This is a genomic window from Bradyrhizobium sp. CCBAU 51745, from assembly GCF_028128715.1.
In the GTDB taxonomy this organism is placed as follows: Bacteria; Pseudomonadota; Alphaproteobacteria; order Rhizobiales; family Xanthobacteraceae; genus Bradyrhizobium; species Bradyrhizobium manausense.
Genome location: NZ_LBJP01000091.1, coordinates 106,860 through 127,955 on the forward strand (window position 1 = coordinate 106,860; position 21,096 = coordinate 127,955).

Here is a 21,096-nt window from a genome sequence, read left to right on the forward strand (position 1 = left end):
TCCAGGAGTGACGTCATGAACATGCGCGGCAAGACGGTGCTGATCACGGGCTCGACCGATGGTGTCGGGCGCTATGTTGCAACCCGCCTTGCCGCCGAAGGCGCTGATGTCCTAATCCATGGCCGGAGTGCTGAGCGCGCAAAGGCGCTGATCGACGAGATCGTGAAGGCCGGTCACGCCGCGCCGACCTTCTATCAGGCCGATCTATCGTCAATGGCAGGCACGCGCGAGCTTGCGGCGGCTGTGATCCGTGACCACAAACGCCTGGACGTCCTCGTCAGCAACGCCGGCATCGGCTCGCAGAATGACGGGCCGCAACGGCAGGAGAGCCGCGATGGTCACGAACTGCGCTTTGCCGTGAACTATCTCTCAGGCTTCCTGCTGGTCCATTTGCTGCTACCGTTGCTGAAGGCCGCGGCGCCCTCGCGCATCGTCAATGTCGCTTCGCTCGGCCAGCATCCGATCGATTTCGACGACGTCATGATCACGAAAGGCTATAGCGGCTCGCGCGCCTATGCGCAGAGCAAGCTGTCGCAGATCATGTTCACGATCGATCTCGCGGAGGAATTGAAAAGCGACCGGATCACCGTGAATGCGCTGCATCCGGCGACCTATATGAACACCACGATGGTGCGCGCCGGCGGCATCACGCCGATGTCGACGGTGGAGCAGGGCGGCGCGGCGATCCTGCATCTGGTCGAGGGCGACGACGTTGCCGCTCGAAGCGGCCTGTTCTTCAACGGCATGAACGAGGCACGCGCCAATCCGCAGGCCTATGATGCCGATGCGCGCCGCCGCCTGCGCGCGCTCAGCCTGGAGCTGACGGGACTGTCGTCCTGACGCGCCTCAATTATGGTTAGCAAAGCGTTGAGATTCATGTCGCACAAGGGCAAAGCCACGGTCGTTCCGTCGCATTGCGCCGCTCGGTCGCATCGGATGAACTTAACCTTTACGCGGCTTTAAGGGCGCCCCTCTAGGGTTTCCGATGCGGTTCGGGTTGGACCGTGCCAGCGGCCAGGATGGCCGTTGTTGCGTTCGCGTTGGAGTCTGCCATGGATATCATGACCGGCGTGGGCCTTGTGGTGGGCTTTGGCGTCATCGCCACCATGATGCTCTTGGGCGGTGATCTCCACATGTTCATCTCCGAACATGCGATGATCATCATCTTCGGTGGCTCGATCGCGGCGACCATGATCCGCTTTCCGCTGTCGGCGCTGATGCACGGCCTGCCGCTCGGCGCCAAATTCGCCTTCACCATGAGCCGGCTGTCGGCGCACGACCTCGTCGACGAGCTCGCCCGCATCGCCGAGATCGCCCGCAAGCAGGGACCGGTCGGCCTCGAAAAGGTCGAGACCGACGAGCCGTTCCTTGCCAAGGGCATCCGCTACGTCGCGGACGGCTACGACCTCGATTTCATCCGGGACAATCTCGAGCGTGATCGCGACAACTTCCTCATGCACCTCGACGAGGGCAGCAAGATCTACCGCGCCATCGGGGACTGCGCGCCGGCGTTCGGTATGATCGGCACGCTGATCGGCATGGTGCAGATGTTTGCGAACATGACCGACCCGTCCAAGCTCGGCCCGTTCATGGCAACCGCGCTGCTCGCGACGCTGTACGGCGCGCTGGTGGCGAACCTGTTCTGTCTGCCGATCGCGGACAAGCTGCACGGCAAGCTGCTCGACGAGGAAACCAACCGCACGCTGATCATCGACGGCATCCTGATGATCCGCGACTCCAAGAGCCCGACGCTCGTGCGCGAAATGCTGCTGGCCTATCTGCCGGAGAAGCATCGCCACGCCGAAGGCGAGCCGGTGCCGGCATAAGGCTGCCCGGTCCGGATATCGAGATATGGCCAAGAAGAAGCGCGGCGATGCTCACGGAGGCGGTCACGGCTGGTTCGTGACCTTCGCCGACCTGATGGGACTGATGATGAGCTTCTTCGTGATGCTCGTCGCATTCTCGACCCAGGATGCCAACAAGCTCAAGGTCGTCGCAGGCTCGATGCGTGACGCCTTCGGCGTCCAGAGCGAGGCGCGCTACGCCGGCATCGTCGAGTCCGATGGTCTGCCGACCCGGCCGCGGCTGAAGAACGTCGATCACATCGAGCCGGAGGACGCCTCCAACACGCCGACGCCGGACCAGGAAGATCGCGACCGCACCCAGGGCGCGAAGATGAAGATCGATCGCAATTTCGCACTGGCCGCGGCCTCGCTGCGTCAGGCGCTGCAGGACATGCCGGAACTGACCGAAATGTCCAAGCACATCATGTTCGAGGAGACCAAGCAGGGCCTCAACCTCGAGATCGTCGACCAGGACGGCCGCTCGATGTTCGCGGATGGGTCCAAGGTGCCTTACGATCGCACCCGGCGCCTGATCGAGAAGCTCGCGGTCCCGCTCAAGGCCACGCCCTTGCGTGTCTCCATCGCGGGCCACACCGCGGCCGGCTTCGTGCCGACGCGCAGCGACTATGGTGCCTTCGACCTGTCGGCCGATCGCGCCAACGCGGTGCGCCAGATCCTCGAACGCGAGGGCCTGCCGCCATCGCACATCTTCGCCGTCTCCGGCAAGGCGGATACCCAGCCGTTGTTCCCGGACGATCCATCGCTCGCGGCGAACCGCCGCGTGACCATCACCCTGATGCGCGAAGATCCGCCGCTGCCGCCGAACTTGAAGCCCTAAATCCCTTGCGCTACCATTTTACCTCAGGCGGCCGGTCTCCATGCTGGCGAACGTGGCTGCGCCGTCACAGCATCTGCCGCGGCTCCTGCTATGGTGGCGGGCCGATTGACAGGCGCGTCTGAAGCGTCGAAAGGCGCCGGATCAATTCCAGGGACGAAACGTTTTCCACCCGCATGACGGCGAGCATCACACAGACCGAGACCCAGGAGGGGCCGGTCACATCAGGTTTTTGGGCCCTGACGCTCGGGAGCATCGGTGTCGTCTTCGGCGACATCGGCACCTCGCCGCTTTACGCGTTTCACGAGGCGGTGAGGGGCGCGGCGCACGGCGCGCCGGTGACGCGGATCATGGTGCTCGGCGTGCTGTCACTGATCCTGTGGGCGCTGCTGATCGTCGTCACCGCCAAATACGTGCTGCTGCTGCTGCGCGCCGACAATAACGGGGAGGGTGGCACGCTCTCCTTGATGGCGCTCGGCCAGCGCGCGCTGGGGCGGCGGAGTTGGTTCCTGCTCGCGCTCGGCGTGGTCGGCGCCTCGATGTTCATCGGTGATTCCATGATCACGCCGGCGATCTCGGTGCTATCGGCGGTCGACGGACTCAAGCTCGCGACGCCCGCATTCGAGCACTATGTCGTGCCACTCACGGTGCTGATCCTGGTGCTGCTGTTTGCGGTGCAGAGCAAGGGCACGGCGCTGGTGGCCTCGGCCTTCGGACCGGTGATGGTGGTCTGGTTCGGATGTCTCGCGGTGCTCGGCGTCATTCACATCGCCGACGACCCGTCGGTGCTGGCTGCGATCAATCCCTATTACGCGCTGCAATTCCTGCTGTCGCACGGCACGATCGGCCTGGTGACGCTTGGCGCCGTGTTTCTCGCCGTGACCGGCGGTGAAGCGCTCTATGCCGACCTCGGTCATTTCGGCCGCAAGCCGATCCAATCGGCCTGGATGTTCTTCGTGCTGCCCTCGCTGCTGATCAACTATTTCGGCCAGGGCGCGCTGGTGCTGTCCGATCCCAGCGCGATCGAGCATTCGTTCTATCGCATGGTGCCCGAGCATCTGGTGCTGCCGCTGGTCGGGCTCGCGACTGCTGCCACCGTCATCGCGAGCCAGGCGGTGATCACCGGTGCCTATTCGCTGGTCTATCAGGCCGTGCAACTCGGCCTCTTGCCGCGCTTCGAAGTGCGCTACACGTCGGAGACCCATGCCGGCCAAATCTATCTGCCGCGGGTCAACCGGCTGCTGCTGATCGGCGTGATGCTGCTGGTGCTGCTGTTTCACACGCCCAGCAATCTCGCCTCGGCCTATGGCATTGCGGTCTCCACCACCATGGTCGCCGACGGCATCATGGGCTTTGTGGTGATCTGGAAATTGTGGAACTGGAAGGCTGCGACCGCTGCCGTGGTGATCCTGCCTTTCGTCATGGTCGATATCACCTTCTTCAGCGCCAATCTCCTGAAGCTGCTCGAAGGCGCCTGGGTCCCGCTGCTTTTCGGTGCGACGATGGCGGCGACGATCTGGACCTGGCGGCGCGGCTCGGCAATCCTGATCCAGAAGACGCGCCGGATCGAGGTGCCACTGGACGACCTGATCCGCAGCCTGGAGAAGCGGCCACCGCACATCGTCAAGGGCACGGCAGTGTTCCTGACCAGCGATCCCGCTTTCGTGCCGACCGCGCTGCTGCACAATCTCAAGCACAACAAGGTGCTGCATGAGCACAACGTGATCCTGACCATCGAGACCGCGCACACGCCGCGGGTCGATCTCTCCGAGCGCTTCAAGATGGAGAAGATCAGCGAGAAGTTCTCCAAGGTGCGGCTGCGCTTCGGCTTCATGGAGCAGCCTAACGTGCCCAAGGCTCTCGCGATCGCGCGCAAGCAGGGCTGGCAGTTCGACATCATGTCGACGTCGTTCTTCGTGTCGCGGCGCTCGCTGAAGGCCTCGGCGCAATCGGGCATGCCGCTCTGGCAGGACCACCTGTTCATTGCGCTCAGCCGCTCGGCCAACGACGCCACCGACTATTTCCAGATTCCGACCGGCCGGGTGGTTGAAGTCGGAACCCAAGTCACCATTTGAGGGCAAATGGGACGCAATGGCGGACCTATGTGAATTTTGCATGCCTAGGGCCCAGAATCGGGCTAGGCCATGCCGGCAGCGCAGGACTATAAGCCGCGCGCTCTCTTCAGCCGTTGTGCAGTGAAGCATTTTTAGAGGCCACCAGGCTCTCCCATGACAAGTGACGTAGCAGTTCCCGCCCCGGAAACGGCGGCGGCCAATGGGCGTGGCGACGCCCACACCACCGTCGGTTTCGGCGCGCTGACGCTCGGCAGCATCGGCGTCGTCTACGGCGATATCGGCACCAGCCCGCTCTACGCGTTTCGCGAGGCGGTGATGGCGGCATCGGGCGCGGAAGGCGCGCCCACGACGGTCGCCGTGCTCGGCGTCGTCTCGCTGATTCTATGGGCGCTCGTCGTCGTGGTGACGCTGAAATACGTCGTGATCCTGCTCCGCGCCGACAACAACGGCGAGGGCGGCACGCTCGCCTTGATGGCGCTGGCCCAGCGCGCGGTCGGCACCGGCGGGGCGACCATCGTCCTGCTCGGTATCATTTCCGGCGCGCTGTTCTATGGCGATGCCGTGATCACGCCGGCGGTCTCCGTGCTGTCGGCGATCGAAGGCATGAAGGACGTCACGCTGACGTTCGAGCCCTACATCGTTCCGCTGACCGTCGTGATCCTGGTCGTCCTGTTTGCCGTGCAGTCGCGCGGCACCGCCCGCGTCGCGGCGTTCTTCGGACCCGTGATGTGCGTCTGGTTCGCGGTGATCGCGATCGCGGCGATCGGTCCGATCATCCGGCAGCCGCAGGTGCTGCTCGCCCTGAACCCGTTCTATGCCGTTTCCTTCATGCTCCACCACGGCATTATCGGCTTCGTCACGCTGGGCGCCGTGTTTCTCGCCGTGACCGGTGCCGAGGCGCTCTATGCCGACCTCGGCCACTTCGGCAAGCGGCCGATCCAGACCGCCTGGCTGTTCGTCGTGCTGCCGTCGTTGGCGCTGAACTATCTGGGGCAGGGTGCTCTCGTGCTCGGCGATCCCGCCGCGATCGAGAGTCCGTTCTTCCAGCTGTTCCCCCAAGGCTGGGTCCGCGGCGGCATGGTTGTGCTTGCCACCGCCGCCACCGTCATCGCCAGCCAGGCCGTCATTACCGGCGCCTACTCGCTGACGCGGCAGGCGATTCAGCTCGGGCTGCTGCCGCGCTTTGAAATTCGCCATACATCCGAAGCCCATTCCGGCCAGATCTTCATCCCGCGCATCAACCAGCTGCTGCTGGTTGCCGTGATCTTGATGGTCCTGTTGTTCCGCTCCTCCAGCGCGCTGGCCTCGGCCTACGGCATCGCCGTGACCGGCACCATGGTGGTCACCGGTTTGATGGGCTTTGTCGTGATCTGGAAGGCCTGGAAGTGGTCTCCGCTGGGAGCCGCGGCCCTGATCGCGCCGTTCCTGTTCCTCGACCTGACGTTCCTCGCCGCCAACCTGCTCAAGGTGTTCGAGGGCGGCTGGGTGCCGCTCGCGCTCGGCTCCCTCATGATCCTGCTGATGTACACGTGGCGGCGCGGCAGCCGGCTGCTGTTCGAGAAGTCGCGCAAGCTCGAATTCCCGCTCGCCGACCTCGTGGCGATGCTGGAAAAGCGGCCACCGCAGCGGGTCCCTGGAACCGCGGTGTTCCTCACCAGCGATCCCCTGAGCGCGCCGACTGCGCTGATGCATAGTCTGAAACACTACAAAGTGCTTCACGAGAAGAATGTCATTCTCACCATCGAGACCGCGCAGACCCCGCGCATCGATCCGGCCGAGCGCGTCCGCCTGGAGCAGATCTCACCGACCTTCTCCAAGGTGAGGCTGAAGTTCGGCTTCATGGAATCGCCCAACGTGCCGAAGGCCCTCGCCATCGCCCGCAAGCTCGGCTGGCAGTTCGACATCATGTCGACCTCGTTCTTCCTGTCGCGCAGGGCGCTCAAGCCTGCCGCCCATTCGGGCATGCCGCGCTGGCAGGACCGGCTGTTCATCTCGCTCAGCCGTTCGGCAAACGATGCCACCGACTATTTCCAGATCCCCTCGGGGCGCGTGGTCGAGGTCGGCACGCAGGTCACGATCTAGCGCCCGGATTCAAAGCCGCACTTCAAGTCGCTGCGATTTAGCTTTAACTTGCGCAAGGCAGCTCAAGCCTTTGTAGCGCTTGATTTTCGCTTGCCGAGAGGCGAGGTTGCCGCCGGCCGGGATCACTCCGGCGAGCGCCCCCGACTTTGGAGGATGATGTGGCAAATCAAGTACAGGATCTGACCCCGGACGAGGTCTCCAAGGGTGTCGCGGAAGGGCGCTATCTGCTGGTCGACGTCCGTGAGCCGAACGAGGTCGAGGCCGAGGCTTACCCGTACGGCGTGGTCGTGCCGCTCTCGACCTTCGATCCCAAGGCAATCCCTGATCCCCAAGGCAAGGACGTCGTGTTCGCCTGCCGCTCCGGCAAGCGCTCGGTGACCGCCTCGCTGGCGGCGCAAGCGGCGGGCCTGCCCTACAACAAGCATCTGGCCGGCGGCATGCTTGGCTGGAAGGCGGCCGGGCTTCCCAGCAAGGTCGGTGGCTGATCGGGTCGATGTCCAAAAGCTCTTCCCTGAACAAGGTCTTCGCCGACCTTCCTGTCACCATCTTCGAGGCGATGTCGCAGGCCGCGCGCGACAATGCCGCCATCAATCTCGGCCAGGGCTTTCCCGATGATCCCGGCCCCGAGGACATCCGCCGCGCCGCGGCCGACGCCTCGCTCAACGGCTACAACCAGTATCCGTCGATGATGGGCATCCCGGAGCTGCGTCAGGCGATCGCGACCCATTACGGCCACTGGCATGGCCTCAAGCTCGATCCGATGAGCGAGGTGATGGTGACGTCAGGCGGCACCGAGGCGCTGACCTCGGCGATCCTGGCGGTGGTGCAGCCCGGTGACGAGGTGGTCTGCTTCCAGCCGGTCTATGATTCCTACCTGCCGATCATCCGCCAGGCCGGCGGCATTCCGCGCCTGGTGCGGCTCGAGCCGCCGCACTGGCGACTGAATGAGGACATGCTGAAAAGCGTCTTCAATTCAAAGACCAAGGCGGTGCTGTTCAACAATCCCCTGAATCCATCGGCGGTGGTGTATCCGCGCGAGGACCTCGAGCTCTTGGCGCGGTACTGCCAGGAGTTCGACGTCATCGCGATTTGCGACGAGGTCTGGGAGCACGTCACCTTCGACGAGCACAAACACATCCCGCTGATCACCGTCCCCGGCATGCGCGAGCGCACCATCAAGGTCGGTTCGGCCGGCAAGATCTTCTCGCTGACGGGCTGGAAGATCGGCTTCGTCTGCGCCGCGCCGCCGCTATTGCGCGTCGCCGCCAAGGTGCACCAGTTCCTGACCTTCACCACCGCGCCGAACCTGCAGGCCGCCGTGGCCTACGGCCTCGGCAAGTCCGACGACTACTTCCTGTCGATGCGGAAAGACCTGACGCGGAGCCGGGATCGCCTGACCAGGGGCCTCGAGAGCCTCGGCTTCCCCGTGCTGAAGTCGCAAGGCACCTACTTCCTCACCGTCGACCTGTCGCCGCTCGGGCTCAACGAGAGCGATACCGAGTTCTGCTGGCGGATCGTGAAGGACTACAAGGTCGCGGCGATTCCGGTCTCGGCATTCTACGAGCAGGACCCTGTGACCTCGGTGGTGCGCTTCTGCTTTGCCAAGAAAGACCAGACGCTCGACACCGCGCTGGAGCGGCTGTCGGATGCGATACGTGGACGCAAGAGGTAGACAGAGATGACCAACGTCAGCCGCTCCAGGTTTCGCCTTGGTCTTGCGATCGCCGCGGCGCTGACGTTGCTCTCGCAAGGGGCGGGCGCCGAGGAGCGGGTCGTCAACTTCTACAACTGGTCGAACTACATGGCGCCCGACGTCCTTGAGGCCTTCACCAGGGAGACCGGCATCAAGGTGGTCTACGACACCTTCGATGCCAACGAGACGCTGGAGACGCGGCTGATGGCCGGCAAGTCCGGCTATGACGTCGTGGTGCCCACGGCCTATTTCCTGCAGCGTCAGATCAAGGCGAACATCTTCCAGAAGCTCGACAAGTCGCAGCTGCCGAACCTCGCCAACGCCTGGCCCGTGGTGACGCAGCGCCTCGCCACCTACGACCCCGGCAACGTCTACGCCGCGAACTACATGTGGGGCACGACGGGCATCGGCTACAACGTCGCCAAGGTGAAGCAGATCCTGGGTCCCGACGCCAAGATCGACAGCTGGGACATCGTCTTCAAGCCGGAGAACCTCGCCAAGTTCAAAGAATGCGGCGTGCATATGCTCGACTCCGCCGACGACATCTTTCCGGCGGCGCTGAGCTATCTCGGGCTCGATCCGAACTCGACCAAGCAGGCCGACCTCGAGAAGGCCGCGGACGCCGTCGCAAAAGTCCGCCCGTCCGTGCGCAAGTTTCACTCGTCGGAATACTTAAGCGCGCTCGCGACCGGCGAGATCTGCTTCGTGGTCGGCTGGTCCGGCGACATCATGCAGGCCCGCGCCCGCGCGGCCGAGGCCAAGAGCGGCATCGAGATCGGCTACACCATTCCGAAGGAGGGCGCGCAGATGTTCTTCGACAATCTCGCGATCCCCGCGGATGCCAAGAACGTCAAGGAAGCCTACGAGCTGATCAACTATCTCTATCGCCCCGACGTCGCCGCCAAGAACTCGGACTTTTTGTCCTACGCCAACGGCAATCTCGCCAGCCAGAAACTGGTCGACCCGAAGATTTTGAACGACAAGAACATCTATCCTGACGAGGCGACGCTCGCAAAGCTGTTCGTCATCACCGCCCGCGATCCCGCCACCCAGCGCATCATCAACCGCCTCTGGACCAAGGTGAAGACGGGGCGATGAGGCGCGAATCCATTTCCGCAAAACAACCCCATGCACAGTAGAACCGCTGCCGCCTAGGCTCCGGTCATTTGACACGTCGGGCAAAACACCAGCTCGCAGCATCGCGAGAGAGCAGGCGCCACCTACCACTCGTAGCGTACCGTCCCCTTGCCGGCGTAGGAACGCGTCACGTCGGAGAACTCGCCCTCGAAGCTTACTGCCGCCGACCAGCCGTTCAGCCATCTCATCTCTGCGGACGCCGTGGTGAGCGCGGAGTCGGCCGCCGGTCGCGCACCGCCGACGACGAAGCTCGCGCCGGGGAGCGCCTGAAAAGTCGCGGCGACGTTGCGGTCGGGATTGAAGTCGTGGGCCCAGGCCGCGCGGCCGCGCAGGGTGAGGACGCCGTTCGCCATGGCGAAGGATTTATCGGTGCGCAGGCCGAGCTCGCTGCGGGCGTCGGTCACGCTGCTGGCGGTGTAGGCGAGAGCGAAAGCATTGCTCCCCGAGACGACTGACTCCGCATAGGCCGGCAGGTTGAACGTCGTGAACTGACCTGCGGCATAGGGCGTGAGGCCGAGGCCGCCGGTCCACGGCGCGACAAAGCGATAACCGCCTTCGACGCGGCCGCTCCAGGCATTGGCGTTGAACTCGGCGCGCAGGCGGTCGGTGCCGGTGAGCGTCACGATGCGATCGGTGGTGACGTCCTGCCAGCCATAGGCGAGCGCCGCGGTGAGATAGGCCGGGCCGAAATGGTGGCGCAGGAAGGCGCCGGCCTGGAACAGATCCGAGCGGCCCCAGCCGAGGCCGCTGACGCTGAAGCTGGTGCCGCCGCCGGCGAGCGCGAAGCCGGCGATGGTGTTCGGCGAGAAGCGATAGTCCGCGCCGACAGCGGTGCCGTAGAGGCTGCTCGTCGTGTTGTTCGAGCCAGCCAACGTGTTGCCGCTGGTGGTCTGCGAGCCGCCGAAGCCCGCCGCCCAGACGTTCCAGCGCTGGTCGAAGGCGGACTCCGCATGCGGCGCCTTGCGCGAAATGCTGGCGAAGGCGTCGCGGGCGTCGCCGCTGCGCGCCTGATCGGCGAACGAAGCGCTCTCGTCGGCGTATGGCACGGCGGGAGCGCCGCCGTCGCGCCCAACGACGAACGGATCGATCAGCAATCCCATGAACTGGCTCATGGCGCCGAACGTGGTCTGCTGCGATCCAGTCGCGCTCTCGCCGGAAAGCTGCGACAGGCCATTTGCGGAGCGCCCGACGAAGGCGGAGTTGATGCCGCCATTGGCGTCGAAGAAGTTCTGCAGCGCGGCCGCGACCGTCTTCTGGTTGGTATCGAGGTTGGTTCGGGTGCCGTAATCGAGCGCGAAATTCAGGTAGGCGTGACCGGCATCGTAGCCGACGCTCGCAGCGAGGCCGGACGGCACGCCTGTTACCGCGAAACTGGTGAACGTTCCGCTGCGGCCACCGGCCGCGGAGACCAGCGTGTATTGCTTGGCAACGGTGCTGCCGGTAGCGATGCTCACGCCGATCCCGCCACCGAGTGTGGCCGTGCCGGTGACGTTGACCGATGAGGCCGCGCTCGCGTTGACCGTCACCAGATACAGCGCGCCCGACTGGAAGGCGAGGTTGCCTGCGACGGTCAAGGACGAGCCCGGCGTGCCGTTGCCGGCCAGCAGGATGCCGCCGTTGGCGATCACGGTGTTGCCGAGGGTGCCGGCGCCGGAGAGGACGCCGCCCGCGTTCACTCTGGTCAGGCCCGAGGATGCGATCGAACCGTCGATCTGGAGCATGCCGCCGTTGACGACGGTGGTGCCGGTATAGGTGTTGGTGCCCGAGAGCGTCAGCGTGCCGGTGCCGATCTTCTCCAGATTACCCGGACCGGTCGTGCCGCAACCGCACCATGGGGCGGTATTGAAATCGGAGATCACGCCGCTGACCGTCGTCGAAAGGTTGTTGCTGCCGACCACGAGCGTGTTGCCGCCGCCGATGGAATAGGAACCGGAGCCGGCAATCGAGCCGGCTGTGATGCGGCCACCGCCGTTGGTGCCGCGACTGAAGGAGAAGTCGGCATAGCCGGTACCATTGGTGATGAACTGTGCGTCGCCGCCCGTTGCATTCTGGTAGAAGATGGTTTGGCCGCCGGAATTGGTGGTGATGACGGCGCTGCCCGCGGTCGCACTGCCCTGAAAAACGGTCCAACCCCCATCGTTGTTGGTGATGGCGGCATTGCCTGCCGTCACGTTTTCGTTGACGCAACACCCGCCGAAAGAGGTAGTGCCACCATTACGGTTCGTGATCGTCGCTCCGGCCGCCGACGACTGATCCATAAACGTCGTCGAGCCGGAGTCGTTGATGATGGTGGCGGTCCCGGCATTGGTCGCCCCGTAAAAGGCAGTGTAGCCGCCGTTGTTGTTGATCGTCGCACGGCCCGCGGTGCTGGTATCGGTTCCTCCCATCGTGCCGAACTGCACGTTGCCATAGACAATCGGCCCGCCGATGTAGAAGTAATTGTTAGTGATCGTAGCGTTGCCGGCGCTGCTCATATTGAGAAAGTAGACGGCGCCGAGATTGCTGACGGTCATGGCGCTCGCGGTCGTCGTGCCCGAGAATTCCGTGTAGCTGGACCCGTTTGTGATCAGGCTGGTAATCGCCGAGGTGTCGGCATTCCGGATGTAGAGACTGTCGTAGTTGACGACCTGACCGATGATGGACGCGGTGTGGGTGGCATCACCAAGCACCAGCGGTGAGCCGATTCTGGTGCCGCCGCTGTAGGTGTTGGTACCGAGCAACACCACCTTGTTCCGGTGGTACGTGAAGTCCGCGATCGTCACCTGGCCGGAGCCGGTGCCGTCGGTAATATTGCCGGCGATCGTCAGCGTCTTGCCGTTGGCGTCGAAGATGCTGCCGTTGGTTGACTGATCGATCTTGAAGTTGTTGGCGAAAGTCAGGTCGCTTGTGCCGCCGGCCTGGAATCGGGCGTTTTGCAGGGTGATCGTGCCGGTGCCGAGCGCACTGCCGTTGGTCGCCCGCACCGTGCCGCCGGCGACCGTGGTGCCGCCGGAATAGGTGTTGGTGCCAGACAGGATCACGGTGCCGTTGGTGTTCTTGAGCAGCAGGCGGCCCGTTTGACCTGCAGCGTCGGCGATGTTGCCGGAATAGGTGAAGGTGTATCCGTTGGAGTCGATCGTAGCGCCGGCGGCATTGATCTGCGCAGCATTGGCGACGGTCAAATTGCCGCCGGCTTGCAGCGTGCCACCATCAAAGGTGAGCGTACCGGTGCCGATCGCCGAGGAGACGATAGCGCCCGGCGTGCCGACAGTGTCGACGCCGATCTGAAGCACGCTGCTGCCGCCCGCCGCGCCGCAGGCGGTGCCGCAGATCGTGGTGCCGCCGGTGTATGTATTGGCGCCTGACAGCACCAATGTGCCGCCGCCATTGAGCACGATGTCGCCGGCGCCGCTGATCGGCCCCGACATCGTATTGGTCGTGCCTGCCGCGACGGTGATGATGGGATCGCTGTTGATGACGATGGTATTGGCAATGGTAAGACCGTCGCCGGCCAATACCAGCCTGGTGACTCCGGCAAGTGTCTCGCCCATCGTCAGCGTGCCGGTGCCGAGTGAATTGCTGTTGCCGATGATGAGTGTCGATCCGTCGCTCACCGCGGTACCGCCGCTATAGGTGCTGGCACCGGTGATGGTGAGCGAGCGTCCGCCGTCGAGCCTGATAGCCACCGAGGCATCGGTGGCGCCGCCTGTGAGGCCGGTGATGCCGGAGATCGCCACGTCGCCTGAGGCGCCGGCCGCGGTCGTCTGCGCAAAGGTCAAGCCGGCGCCGACACCATTGGCAAGGCCGAGATTGCCGGTCAGCGTGCCGCCAACCGACGTCAGCGTGTTGGCGCCGCCCGTGAAGCTGATGGCGTTGCCTCCGACACCGTATCCAGCGCCGCCGGCAATCGTGCCGCTGTTGGTGATGGTCAGGCCGGCGCCGATAATGCCGGCGCCTCCGATGCCTGCCGCTCCGGCCCGTGCCAGCGTATAGGGATCGGAGATGTGTGCGCCGCCAGCACCGCCGGCGCCGCCAGAAATCGCTCCCGAATTGTTGACGGTCACGCCCGTCGCCGTCACAACGATCCCGTTGCCGCCGTCACCACCGTTGCCGGCGATAGCGCCGGCGCCACCCGCGCCGCCCGCGCCGCCCGTGATGCCGCCGCTGTTCGACACGATTCCGGCGCCGGTGACGGTGAATGCGCTGCTGCCCGCACCGCCACCACCGCCGCCGCCCGCGACGTCGGCGCTGACCCCGCCATTTCCGCCCTTGCCGCCATTTCCACCCGTCAGCGTCGCGGAATTGTTCAAGCTCGCGCCGCTCAGCCCGATGGCGGCGCCGCCGCCACCGCCGCCTCCACTGGCCGTATAGTTCAAACCCGTTCCATCAGTCCCATCCTGTCCGACGCCCCCACCGGTGCCGCCGGTGGGAAGCGAATTGGAGCCGCCCGGGCCACCGGCTCCGCCCGCTGCACCCACAGCGCCGCCACCGCCGCCGCCGCCAGTGCAGACACACGACCGGTTCGGCGCGCCACCGTTGCCTCCGACCCCGCCATTGATGCCCGCAACGCCGCCGGCGCCGCCGGTTTGTCCCGTCTGCGCATAGTCGCCGTCACCGCCGGCGCCACCGCTTTGCGCACGTGCCGGGGTGGCCAGCAAACCAGCGATCAAAACAATCGCGGCAAGACCGATCGGACGCCTACCACTCATACCGCACCGTGCCCTTGCCCGTGTAGGTCTGCGTGCTCTGGGAGAACTCACCTTCGATCGTGCCGGCGAGCGAGAGGCCGTTTCGCCATTTCATCTCCGCGCGCCCACCGACCAGCGCGGAGTCGGCCGCCGGCTGCGCGCCGTTGACCGTGAAGGCAGCGCCCGGCAGCGTCTGGAAGGCGGCGCTGACCAGGCGGTTGGTGTTGGTGTCGTGGGCCCAGGCGAGGCGACCGCGCAAGGTGAGCACGCCGTCGCTGACGAGGAAGCGCTGGTCGGTGCGGGCGCCGAGCTCGGTGCGAACGTTCGTCGTGTCCTGCGCGGTGTAGGACAGCGCGAATTGGTTGCTGCCGACGATCGCGGTCTCGCCGTAGCCGGGGACGTGGAAGGTGGTGACTTGCACCGCTGCGTAGGGCGTCACGCCGAAACTGGAGGCGGGGATCGGTGCGAAGCGCCAGCCAGCTTCGAGGCGGCCCGAGAAGGTGCTGGCCTTGAAGTTGGCGGTGAGCTTGTCGGTGCCTGACACCGTCACGGTGCGATCGGTGGTGACGTCTTGCCAGCCATAGGCGAGCGCCGCTGAGAGATAGGCTGGCCCGAAATTGTGACGGGCATAGAAGCCGGCCTGGAACAGATCGGCGCGGCCGCTGCCGAGGCTATCGGACAGCGCGAAATTGTAGCCGGCGCCGCCGAGCGCGAAGCCGAGCAGCGTGTTCGGCGAGAGGCGATAGTCGGCACCGACGACGGTGCCGTAGATGCGGCTGGTGGTGGTGCTCGAACCTGATGCAGTGTTGCCGTTCAACGTGCTGGCGCCGCCGTAAGCAGAGGCCCACACGCCCCAGCGCCGGTCGATGACCTCGCCGCTCGCCGCGCGCGGCGTCACTGCGGCGTAGGCTTCGCGTACCCGGGCGTCGTTTGGTTGGGTGGACGCGTAGCCCAGCGTCCCGCCGTCGCCAGCCGTGCCGCCGCGTTCGCCATCCGCGCCGCCACCCAGCGGATCGAGCATGCCGACGAATTGCTGCATGGCATTGAACGAGGCCTGCGTGCCGGCGGCGCCGGGCTGGCCGGAGACCTGGCTGAGCCCGTGGTTGAGCTGCGGCTGGCCCATGTTGAGCAGCGCGTCGAAGCCGGCGGGCGGCGTCCCGCCGCCCGCGACGGCTCCGTTGATGGCGCCGGCCACGTTGCTCTGGTTGGCGCCGGTGCCCGCCGGCAGCACGATCGCGCCGGGATCGAGCACGAGATAGACGTTGTTCGGATCGTAGGTGAGGTGCGGATTGCGCGCGGGGCTGAAGCTGCCGCTGACGCTCAGCCCGGCGAACTGCGTTCCACCAAGGCCGCCGGTCGCGTTGAGAATAGTGTAGGTCTGGCTGCGGAAGCTGCCGGGGATCGCCACCGCCTGCACGGTGGCGCCGGTGAGCGTCGCGGTGCCCGAGACATTGGTCCGGTCGGCGGCGGTGGTGGAGACCTCGACCCGGTAGAAGCTGCCGGCGCTGAAGGCGAGGTTGCCGCTGACGCTGAGTGTGCCGATGGAATTGCCCGGCGCCAGGGTGCCGCCGCTCGCGATGGTCGTGTTGCCGACGGTGCCGGTGCCACTGAGCGTGCCGCCGCTGTTCACAGTGATGCCGCTCGATGAGCCGAGCGAGCCGTTCACCGATAGCGTGCCGCCGTTGACGATCGTCGCGCCGGTGTAGGTGTTGATGCCCGAAAGCGTCAGCGTGCCGGCGCCGACCTTGACCAGCGATGTTCCGGTGTTGTGTCCGTCGCCGGTGAGCACGCCGGTGACATTGGTCGACAGATTATTGCCGCCGACCGTCAGTTCCCCGCCGTTGAGGTTGAAGTGGCCGCTGCCGGCGATCGAGCCGGCGCTGATCCTGCCGTCGCTGCTCGGGCCGGGGGTGAAGAAGTTGATGACGGCGCTGGACGCAGTGTTGATGAGCTGCGCACTGCCGGCCGTCGAATTGCCGTCGAACAGCACATTGCCGCTGTTGTTGATGATTGCGTTGCCGGCCGTGGAGTTGCCGTAGAATGCCAATTGCGCGTTGTTGGTGATGTCTGCGCTACCGGCCGAGGCGTTGAGGAATGCCAGCGTGCCGGCGGACACCGTCGCGCCGGAAAAACCTGCCGCGCCGGTCATGGTCAGCGTGCCGGCGCCGGTCTTGGTCAGCGTGCTGCCGCTGATGCTCTGGCTGACGACGAAATTGTTGGTCGCGTCAGCAATATCAAGCGTGCCGCCGCCGACCCCCAAAACCACGGTGCGTGCGGTGGTGTTGAATGTCGTGCCGGTGACCTGCAAGGTGCCGCCCTTGAAGGTCAGGCTGCCCGCCGCATCGCCCAGATTGGCGTCCGAGGAGACGCTGACCGTTCCGCCGGCGAAGGTGGTGCCGCCGGTATAGGTGTTGGCGCCGGACAGCGTCAGCGTGCCGGTGCCTGATTTCACCAGCGAGGCGCCGGTGCCGCTGGTGCTGCCACCATCGGCAATGACGCCGCTGACGGCGGTCGACAGATTGTTGCCGCCGACCGTAAGTTCGTTATCGCCGAGATAGAACGTGCCATTGCCGGCAATCGAACCGGCGCTGAGCTTGTGATCGCCGTTCGGGCCGGAGCTGCGGGAAAAATCGAAGACGGCGCTCGGGTCGTTGTTGATCAACTGCGCATTGCCCGCAGTCGAGTTGTCCATGAAAGAGGTGTTTCCGACGGAATTGTGGAAGGGACCGCCGCCATTGTTGGTAATGACGGCGTTGCCGGCCGTGCTATTGCCGCTGAAAAGGATATTATAGGTGTTGGTGATGCTCGCGCTTGCCGCCGTGCTGGCGCCGGCGAAATTGGTTGCAAGGTTGTTGGTGATCGCTGCGCTTGCCGCCGTGCTCGAACCACTGAAGGACAGGACGCCGTTGTTGGTAATGCCGGCGCTCGCGGCCGAGCTCATCTGATTGAAAGTGACCGAGTTGGTGTTGGTGATGACAGCAGTGCCAGCCGTGCTCGAGCCGTAGAAGGAGAGCATGCTGTTGTTATTGATCGTCGCGCTGCCAGCGGTACTGGTATCGTAAAATATCGTATTGCCGGTGCTGGTGATGGTGGCGCTGCCGGCCGTACTGGCGCCGTGAAAAGTCAGCATGCCGGTGAAGTCGTTGATGTTGATGGTGGCACTGCCAGCCGTGCTCGAATTGAAGAAGCCAACGAAGCCGTAGTGACCGCTGGTGATGTTGGCGTTTGCGGCCGAGGTCGAGTCGTTGAAGCTGAGCTGGCCGTAGCTAAAGTTGGTGATGGTGGCGCCGCCGGCCGTGCTCGTGCCGTAGAAATATGTCAGACCGCCGTAGTTGTTGATGGTCGCGCTGCCGGCCGTGCTGGCGTCGTAAAACGCCATCGTTCTGTTGAGGTTGTTGTTGATGGTTGCGCTTGCCGCCGTGCTTGCGTCGCGGAAATAAACCGAGCCGGCGCCATCGTTGGTGATGTTGGCGGTTCCGGCGGTGCTGGAATTGTGGAAGGTGACAGCGGCGGTGTAATCGGTGGGACTATGGTTGATGGTCGCGTTTCCGGCCGTGCTGCGGTCGTAGAAGTCGACGGTGCCGTGTCCCGTGTTGGTGATGGTTGAAGCGCCCGCCGTGCCATCGTCGTAGAACGAGAGGGTGCCGCTGTTGGTGATGGTGGCGCTGCCCGCGCTGCTTCCGTTGTGGAAGATCGTGGTTCCGTCGTTGGTGATGCCGGTGATGCCGCTGGTGTCGCCGTTGAAGACGCTGAACGTGCCGCCGACGCCAACGGTGACGCTCCCCAGAATGGCGCCGCCGCCGCCGGCACTGCCGAGCTGTAACGTGCCGCCGTTGATCGTGGTGCCGCCGGCATAGGTTTTGGCGCCCAACAAGGTCAGCGTGCCGCTGCCGATCTTGACCAGCGAGCCGTTGAAAATAGCGCCGGTCACTTCGGTCGACAGATTGTTGGAGCCGACCGTCAGTTGGTTGCCGCCGAGGTCGAAATACCCGCTGCCCGAGATCGAGCCGGCCGTGACGGGACCGGTCGTGGTAAACTCGATTTGACTGTTGTTGTTGATGGCGGCATTGCCGGCCGTGCTGTTGCCGGAGAACACAAGGTCGGCGAGGTAGTTGATGTTGAGGGTAGCGTCGCCGGCGGTGCTTGAACCGGTGAACGATGACGACATGCCGTTGTTGTAGTTAATCGTGACACCACCGCCGTTGACGGTGATTCCGGCACCCGTGAAGTTCAGCTGACCGCCGGCGTCGAACGTGTAGTTCGAGGCGCCGGCATTGAAGGTCCAGCCGCCGACGCTGCTGGCGCTCGTAATCACCAGGCTGGTGGTATTGGAGGTGCCGAACGAGGCCGTGCCCACCGGCACGAAGCCGCCGTCCCAATTGGCGCCGTTGCTGTAATCGTTGCTGCCGGGGGAGGTGAGCCAGGTGCCATTCGACGCGGCGCGCGATGGCGAGGCCGGCAGCGCCCAGGCCAGGGCCAGCGCCGATGACGTCAGCAGCGCGGCCCGCAGACGGCTGCCGGCCTTGAAACAATCTTTCCCCGTCCGCACCACGTCCCCCAGCACACGACCCACGAGTCCACGGGTTGATTCATCGCATCGGGGTCGGGGTGGTGTCCTGATAAGGGGGTGGGAGCTTTCTGAAGATTTCTGATATTTCCGCTTCAGGACATTTTTCCGGGCTTTTTCGACACAGTTCCTCTATAGGAGCCGCCCAGACAGACGCTTCGGGGGTTCAATTGCTTCGTTTCGCCGGCTTCGAGCTGGACCAGCAGCGCGCGGAGCTGCGTTCGGCCGATGGCGTTGCAATCAAGCTCCGGCCCAAGACATTCGAGATGCTGCGGCTCTTTGCAACCAGCGGCGGCCGGGTGCTGAGCAAGCAGGAGCTGATGGAGGCGGTCTGGCCGAACGTCCATGTCGGCGAGGACAGCCTGTTCCAGTGCATCCGCGAGCTCCGCGCCGCGCTTGGCGACGAACGGCGGCAGCTGATCAAGCTCGCCTCCGGCGGCGGCTATCTGCTGGCGGCGGAAGTCGCGGAGGCGCCTGATGTCACGGCGCAGGCCGAGGCAGCGTTGTCGGCTGCGACCGAGGCGGGTGAGCCCGAGCCGACGGCCGTGGTCATGGCGCAGCCTGCGCGCCCTCAGCGCCCCATCTTCGGTTTGAGTCATCGTGCCGTGGCCGCCGTTGTGGCGGGGCTTGGCGTGATCGTCATGGGGCTCGCGGTGGCCGCGCCCGTGCTGAAGCCGGACCTGCTGTTCAAGCCGGCGCCGCCGCGCATTGCGGTGATACCGATCGTTGATGCCAGCAACGACCCAAGTGGCGTGGCCATGGCGGGGGAGGTCACCGGCCGTCTGACCGACGGTTTTGCCAGGATCCAGAACATCAGCGTGGTAGCGCCGCGGATCGCGGTCGTCGCGGGCGGCGAGAGCTCGGCCGCGCCTGCCACCTCATCCGATTACGAGCTGCGCGGCGAGTTGCAGCTTGCCGATCAATCCTGGACGTTGCGGGCGCGCATCATCAAGACTGCGAGCGGCGAGGTACAGTCGGTCGCGACAGTGTCGGTCAATGTCGAGGGGGTGGACGCGCAGCGTGCGCAGGCGCGACTCGCGGCGGGCGTCGGCCATGTGCTGGCGCGCCGTCTCAATGAAATCCTGGAGCCGCGTGCATCGTCATCGGCGCGCCGCATGATGTCGGCGGGCGGCGACAAGGTGGCGGTCGAGCAGGCGCTCGCCTCGATCAACCAGACCACGCGCGAGCGTTTTGGCGCGGCGCAGGCCATGCTGCAGAAGGCGCTGAACGACGACCCTGAGAATCTCGACATCGCGGTCGCGCTCGCCTCGCTGCAGATGCGCGGCATCCAGATGGTCTGGTTCAGCCCGGAGGAGGCGGTCGCGGTCGAGGCGAGGGCCAATGCGACGCTGGAGCAGGCGTTGCGATCGAGGCCGAATTCGATCCCGGTGCTGGAGGCCTCTTGCCGCTTCCTCAGCGCCACCAACCATTTCGTCGAAAGCCTCGTCACCTGCGCCAAAGCCTTGAGCTTCGATCCGTGGGACGGGGCGGCGCTCTATCTGATCGGATTGGGCCAGATCTATCTCGGCCGCTTCGACGATGCGCTCACCACGTTCCAGCAGGCCGATCGTTACGACACGCCGCCGGCCTCGCGCTGGACCTGGCTGCTCGGCGCAGGCACGGCGAATGCCTTGATGGGCCGCTACGAGGAAGCGCTGCCGTGGCTGCAGCGTTCGATCGCCATCACGCCGGGGACCGGCCGCTCGCATTTCCTGCTCGCCGCCGCCTATCAGAGATTAGGCCGGGACGAGGAGGCGAGGGCGGCGATCGCGGAAGGCCTGCGCTTGCGGCCCGGCACCAACAGGCAAAGCGTCTGGCCGCCGATGAAGAACGCAAGCCCGATCTGTGTCGCGGCTTGGGAACGCGTCGTGCAGGCCGAGGTGGATGCGGGGTTGCCGGAGGAGTGAGGGCGCGCTCCGTCCGGCGTCGAGCCTTCCTCGCTTCCTGTCAGAGAAAGTCAGACCGTCAACCTGAGGTGCGCGCTCTGTGGCGCGCCGCGCCGCAGAGCAAGCCTCGAAGGGCGGCGGCCCGGCTGCATCGGGGCCATGCATCCTTCGAGGCTCGCCGCGCAGTGCAAATGCACTGCGCAACTCGCACCTCAGGATGACGGGACGAATAGCATCGTCATTGCGAGCGCAGCGAAGCAATCCAGAGTCTTTCCGCGGAGGGATTCTGGATTGCTTCGCTGCGCTCGCA

At 65.1% G+C, this 21,096-nt stretch carries 11 protein-coding genes; 9 read left to right on the forward strand and 2 right to left on the reverse strand.

Translation table 11 applies throughout. From position 1 onward, the window contains the following. The first annotated feature begins 15 nt into the window (after nucleotides 1-15). From XH98_RS33380 to XH98_RS33415, 8 genes are all read left to right on the forward strand, one after another. Entirely contained in the window at nucleotides 16-840 is an 825-nt protein-coding gene (locus XH98_RS33380) for an SDR family NAD(P)-dependent oxidoreductase (RefSeq protein ID WP_271621109.1), read from the forward strand. Between the two features lie 212 nt (nucleotides 841-1,052). Beyond that, nucleotides 1,053-1,826: a motility protein A gene (locus XH98_RS33385; protein ID WP_271621110.1), complete on the forward strand. Its 774-nt coding sequence runs from the start codon at nucleotides 1,053-1,055 to the stop codon at nucleotides 1,824-1,826. Nucleotides 1,827-1,851: 25 nt separating this feature from the next. Next, a complete protein-coding gene (locus XH98_RS33390; RefSeq protein WP_057758401.1) occupies nucleotides 1,852-2,682 on the forward strand; it encodes an OmpA/MotB family protein in 831 nt (276 codons plus the stop codon). 173 nt (nucleotides 2,683-2,855) lie between these two features. Then, nucleotides 2,856-4,754, forward strand: coding sequence for a potassium transporter Kup (locus XH98_RS33395; protein WP_057758399.1), 1,899 nt, complete (start codon nucleotides 2,856-2,858; stop codon nucleotides 4,752-4,754). A gap of 153 nt (nucleotides 4,755-4,907) precedes the next feature. Next, nucleotides 4,908-6,836 carry a potassium transporter Kup gene (locus XH98_RS33400; RefSeq protein WP_271621111.1) on the forward strand — a complete coding sequence of 643 codons (1,929 nt, stop codon included), beginning with the start codon at nucleotides 4,908-4,910 and terminating at the stop codon, nucleotides 6,834-6,836. Between the two features lie 158 nt (nucleotides 6,837-6,994). After that, nucleotides 6,995-7,321 carry a rhodanese-like domain-containing protein gene (locus XH98_RS33405; protein WP_271603224.1) on the forward strand — a complete coding sequence of 109 codons (327 nt, stop codon included), beginning with the start codon at nucleotides 6,995-6,997 and terminating at the stop codon, nucleotides 7,319-7,321. Nucleotides 7,322-7,329: 8 nt separating this feature from the next. Then, nucleotides 7,330-8,508 carry an aminotransferase gene (locus XH98_RS33410; RefSeq protein WP_271603223.1) on the forward strand — a complete coding sequence of 393 codons (1,179 nt, stop codon included), beginning with the start codon at nucleotides 7,330-7,332 and terminating at the stop codon, nucleotides 8,506-8,508. Nucleotides 8,509-8,514: 6 nt separating this feature from the next. Next, nucleotides 8,515-9,627, forward strand: coding sequence for a polyamine ABC transporter substrate-binding protein (locus XH98_RS33415; protein WP_271603222.1), 1,113 nt, complete (start codon nucleotides 8,515-8,517; stop codon nucleotides 9,625-9,627). A gap of 122 nt (nucleotides 9,628-9,749) precedes the next feature. On the opposite strand, the gene XH98_RS33420 is transcribed toward XH98_RS33415, so the two are convergent. Together XH98_RS33420 and XH98_RS33425 are read right to left on the reverse strand one after the other, a co-directional pair. After that, nucleotides 9,750-14,354 (reverse strand): autotransporter domain-containing protein, encoded by a 4,605-nt coding sequence (locus tag XH98_RS33420; protein ID WP_271621112.1) that lies wholly within the window; start codon nucleotides 14,352-14,354, stop codon nucleotides 9,750-9,752. Next, a complete protein-coding gene (locus XH98_RS33425; protein ID WP_271621113.1) occupies nucleotides 14,344-18,882 on the reverse strand; it encodes an autotransporter outer membrane beta-barrel domain-containing protein in 4,539 nt (1,512 codons plus the stop codon). The genes XH98_RS33420 and XH98_RS33425 overlap by 11 nt, the downstream gene beginning before the upstream one ends. 188 nt (nucleotides 18,883-19,070) lie before the next feature. Between XH98_RS33425 and XH98_RS33430 the strand changes: the two genes are divergently transcribed. Then, nucleotides 19,071-20,807 carry a tetratricopeptide repeat protein gene (locus XH98_RS33430; protein WP_271621114.1) on the forward strand — a complete coding sequence of 579 codons (1,737 nt, stop codon included), beginning with the start codon at nucleotides 19,071-19,073 and terminating at the stop codon, nucleotides 20,805-20,807. The last annotated feature ends 289 nt before the right edge of the window (nucleotides 20,808-21,096 follow it).

Excerpts from the sequence above, each read along its gene's own strand:
- XH98_RS33380 (WP_271621109.1), top strand. The coding sequence starts at position 16 with ATGAACATGCGCGGCAAGACGGTGCTGATCACGGGCTCGACCGATGGT.
- XH98_RS33385 (WP_271621110.1), top strand. The coding sequence starts at position 1,053 with ATGGATATCATGACCGGCGTGGGCCTTGTGGTGGGCTTTGGCGTCATC.
- XH98_RS33390 (WP_057758401.1), top strand. The coding sequence starts at position 1,852 with ATGGCCAAGAAGAAGCGCGGCGATGCTCACGGAGGCGGTCACGGCTGG.
- XH98_RS33395 (WP_057758399.1), top strand. The coding sequence starts at position 2,856 with ATGACGGCGAGCATCACACAGACCGAGACCCAGGAGGGGCCGGTCACA.
- XH98_RS33400 (WP_271621111.1), top strand. The coding sequence starts at position 4,908 with ATGACAAGTGACGTAGCAGTTCCCGCCCCGGAAACGGCGGCGGCCAAT.
- XH98_RS33410 (WP_271603223.1), top strand. The coding sequence starts at position 7,330 with ATGTCCAAAAGCTCTTCCCTGAACAAGGTCTTCGCCGACCTTCCTGTC.
- XH98_RS33415 (WP_271603222.1), top strand. The coding sequence starts at position 8,515 with ATGACCAACGTCAGCCGCTCCAGGTTTCGCCTTGGTCTTGCGATCGCC.
- XH98_RS33420 (WP_271621112.1), bottom strand. The coding sequence starts at position 14,354 with ATGAGTGGTAGGCGTCCGATCGGTCTTGCCGCGATTGTTTTGATCGCT.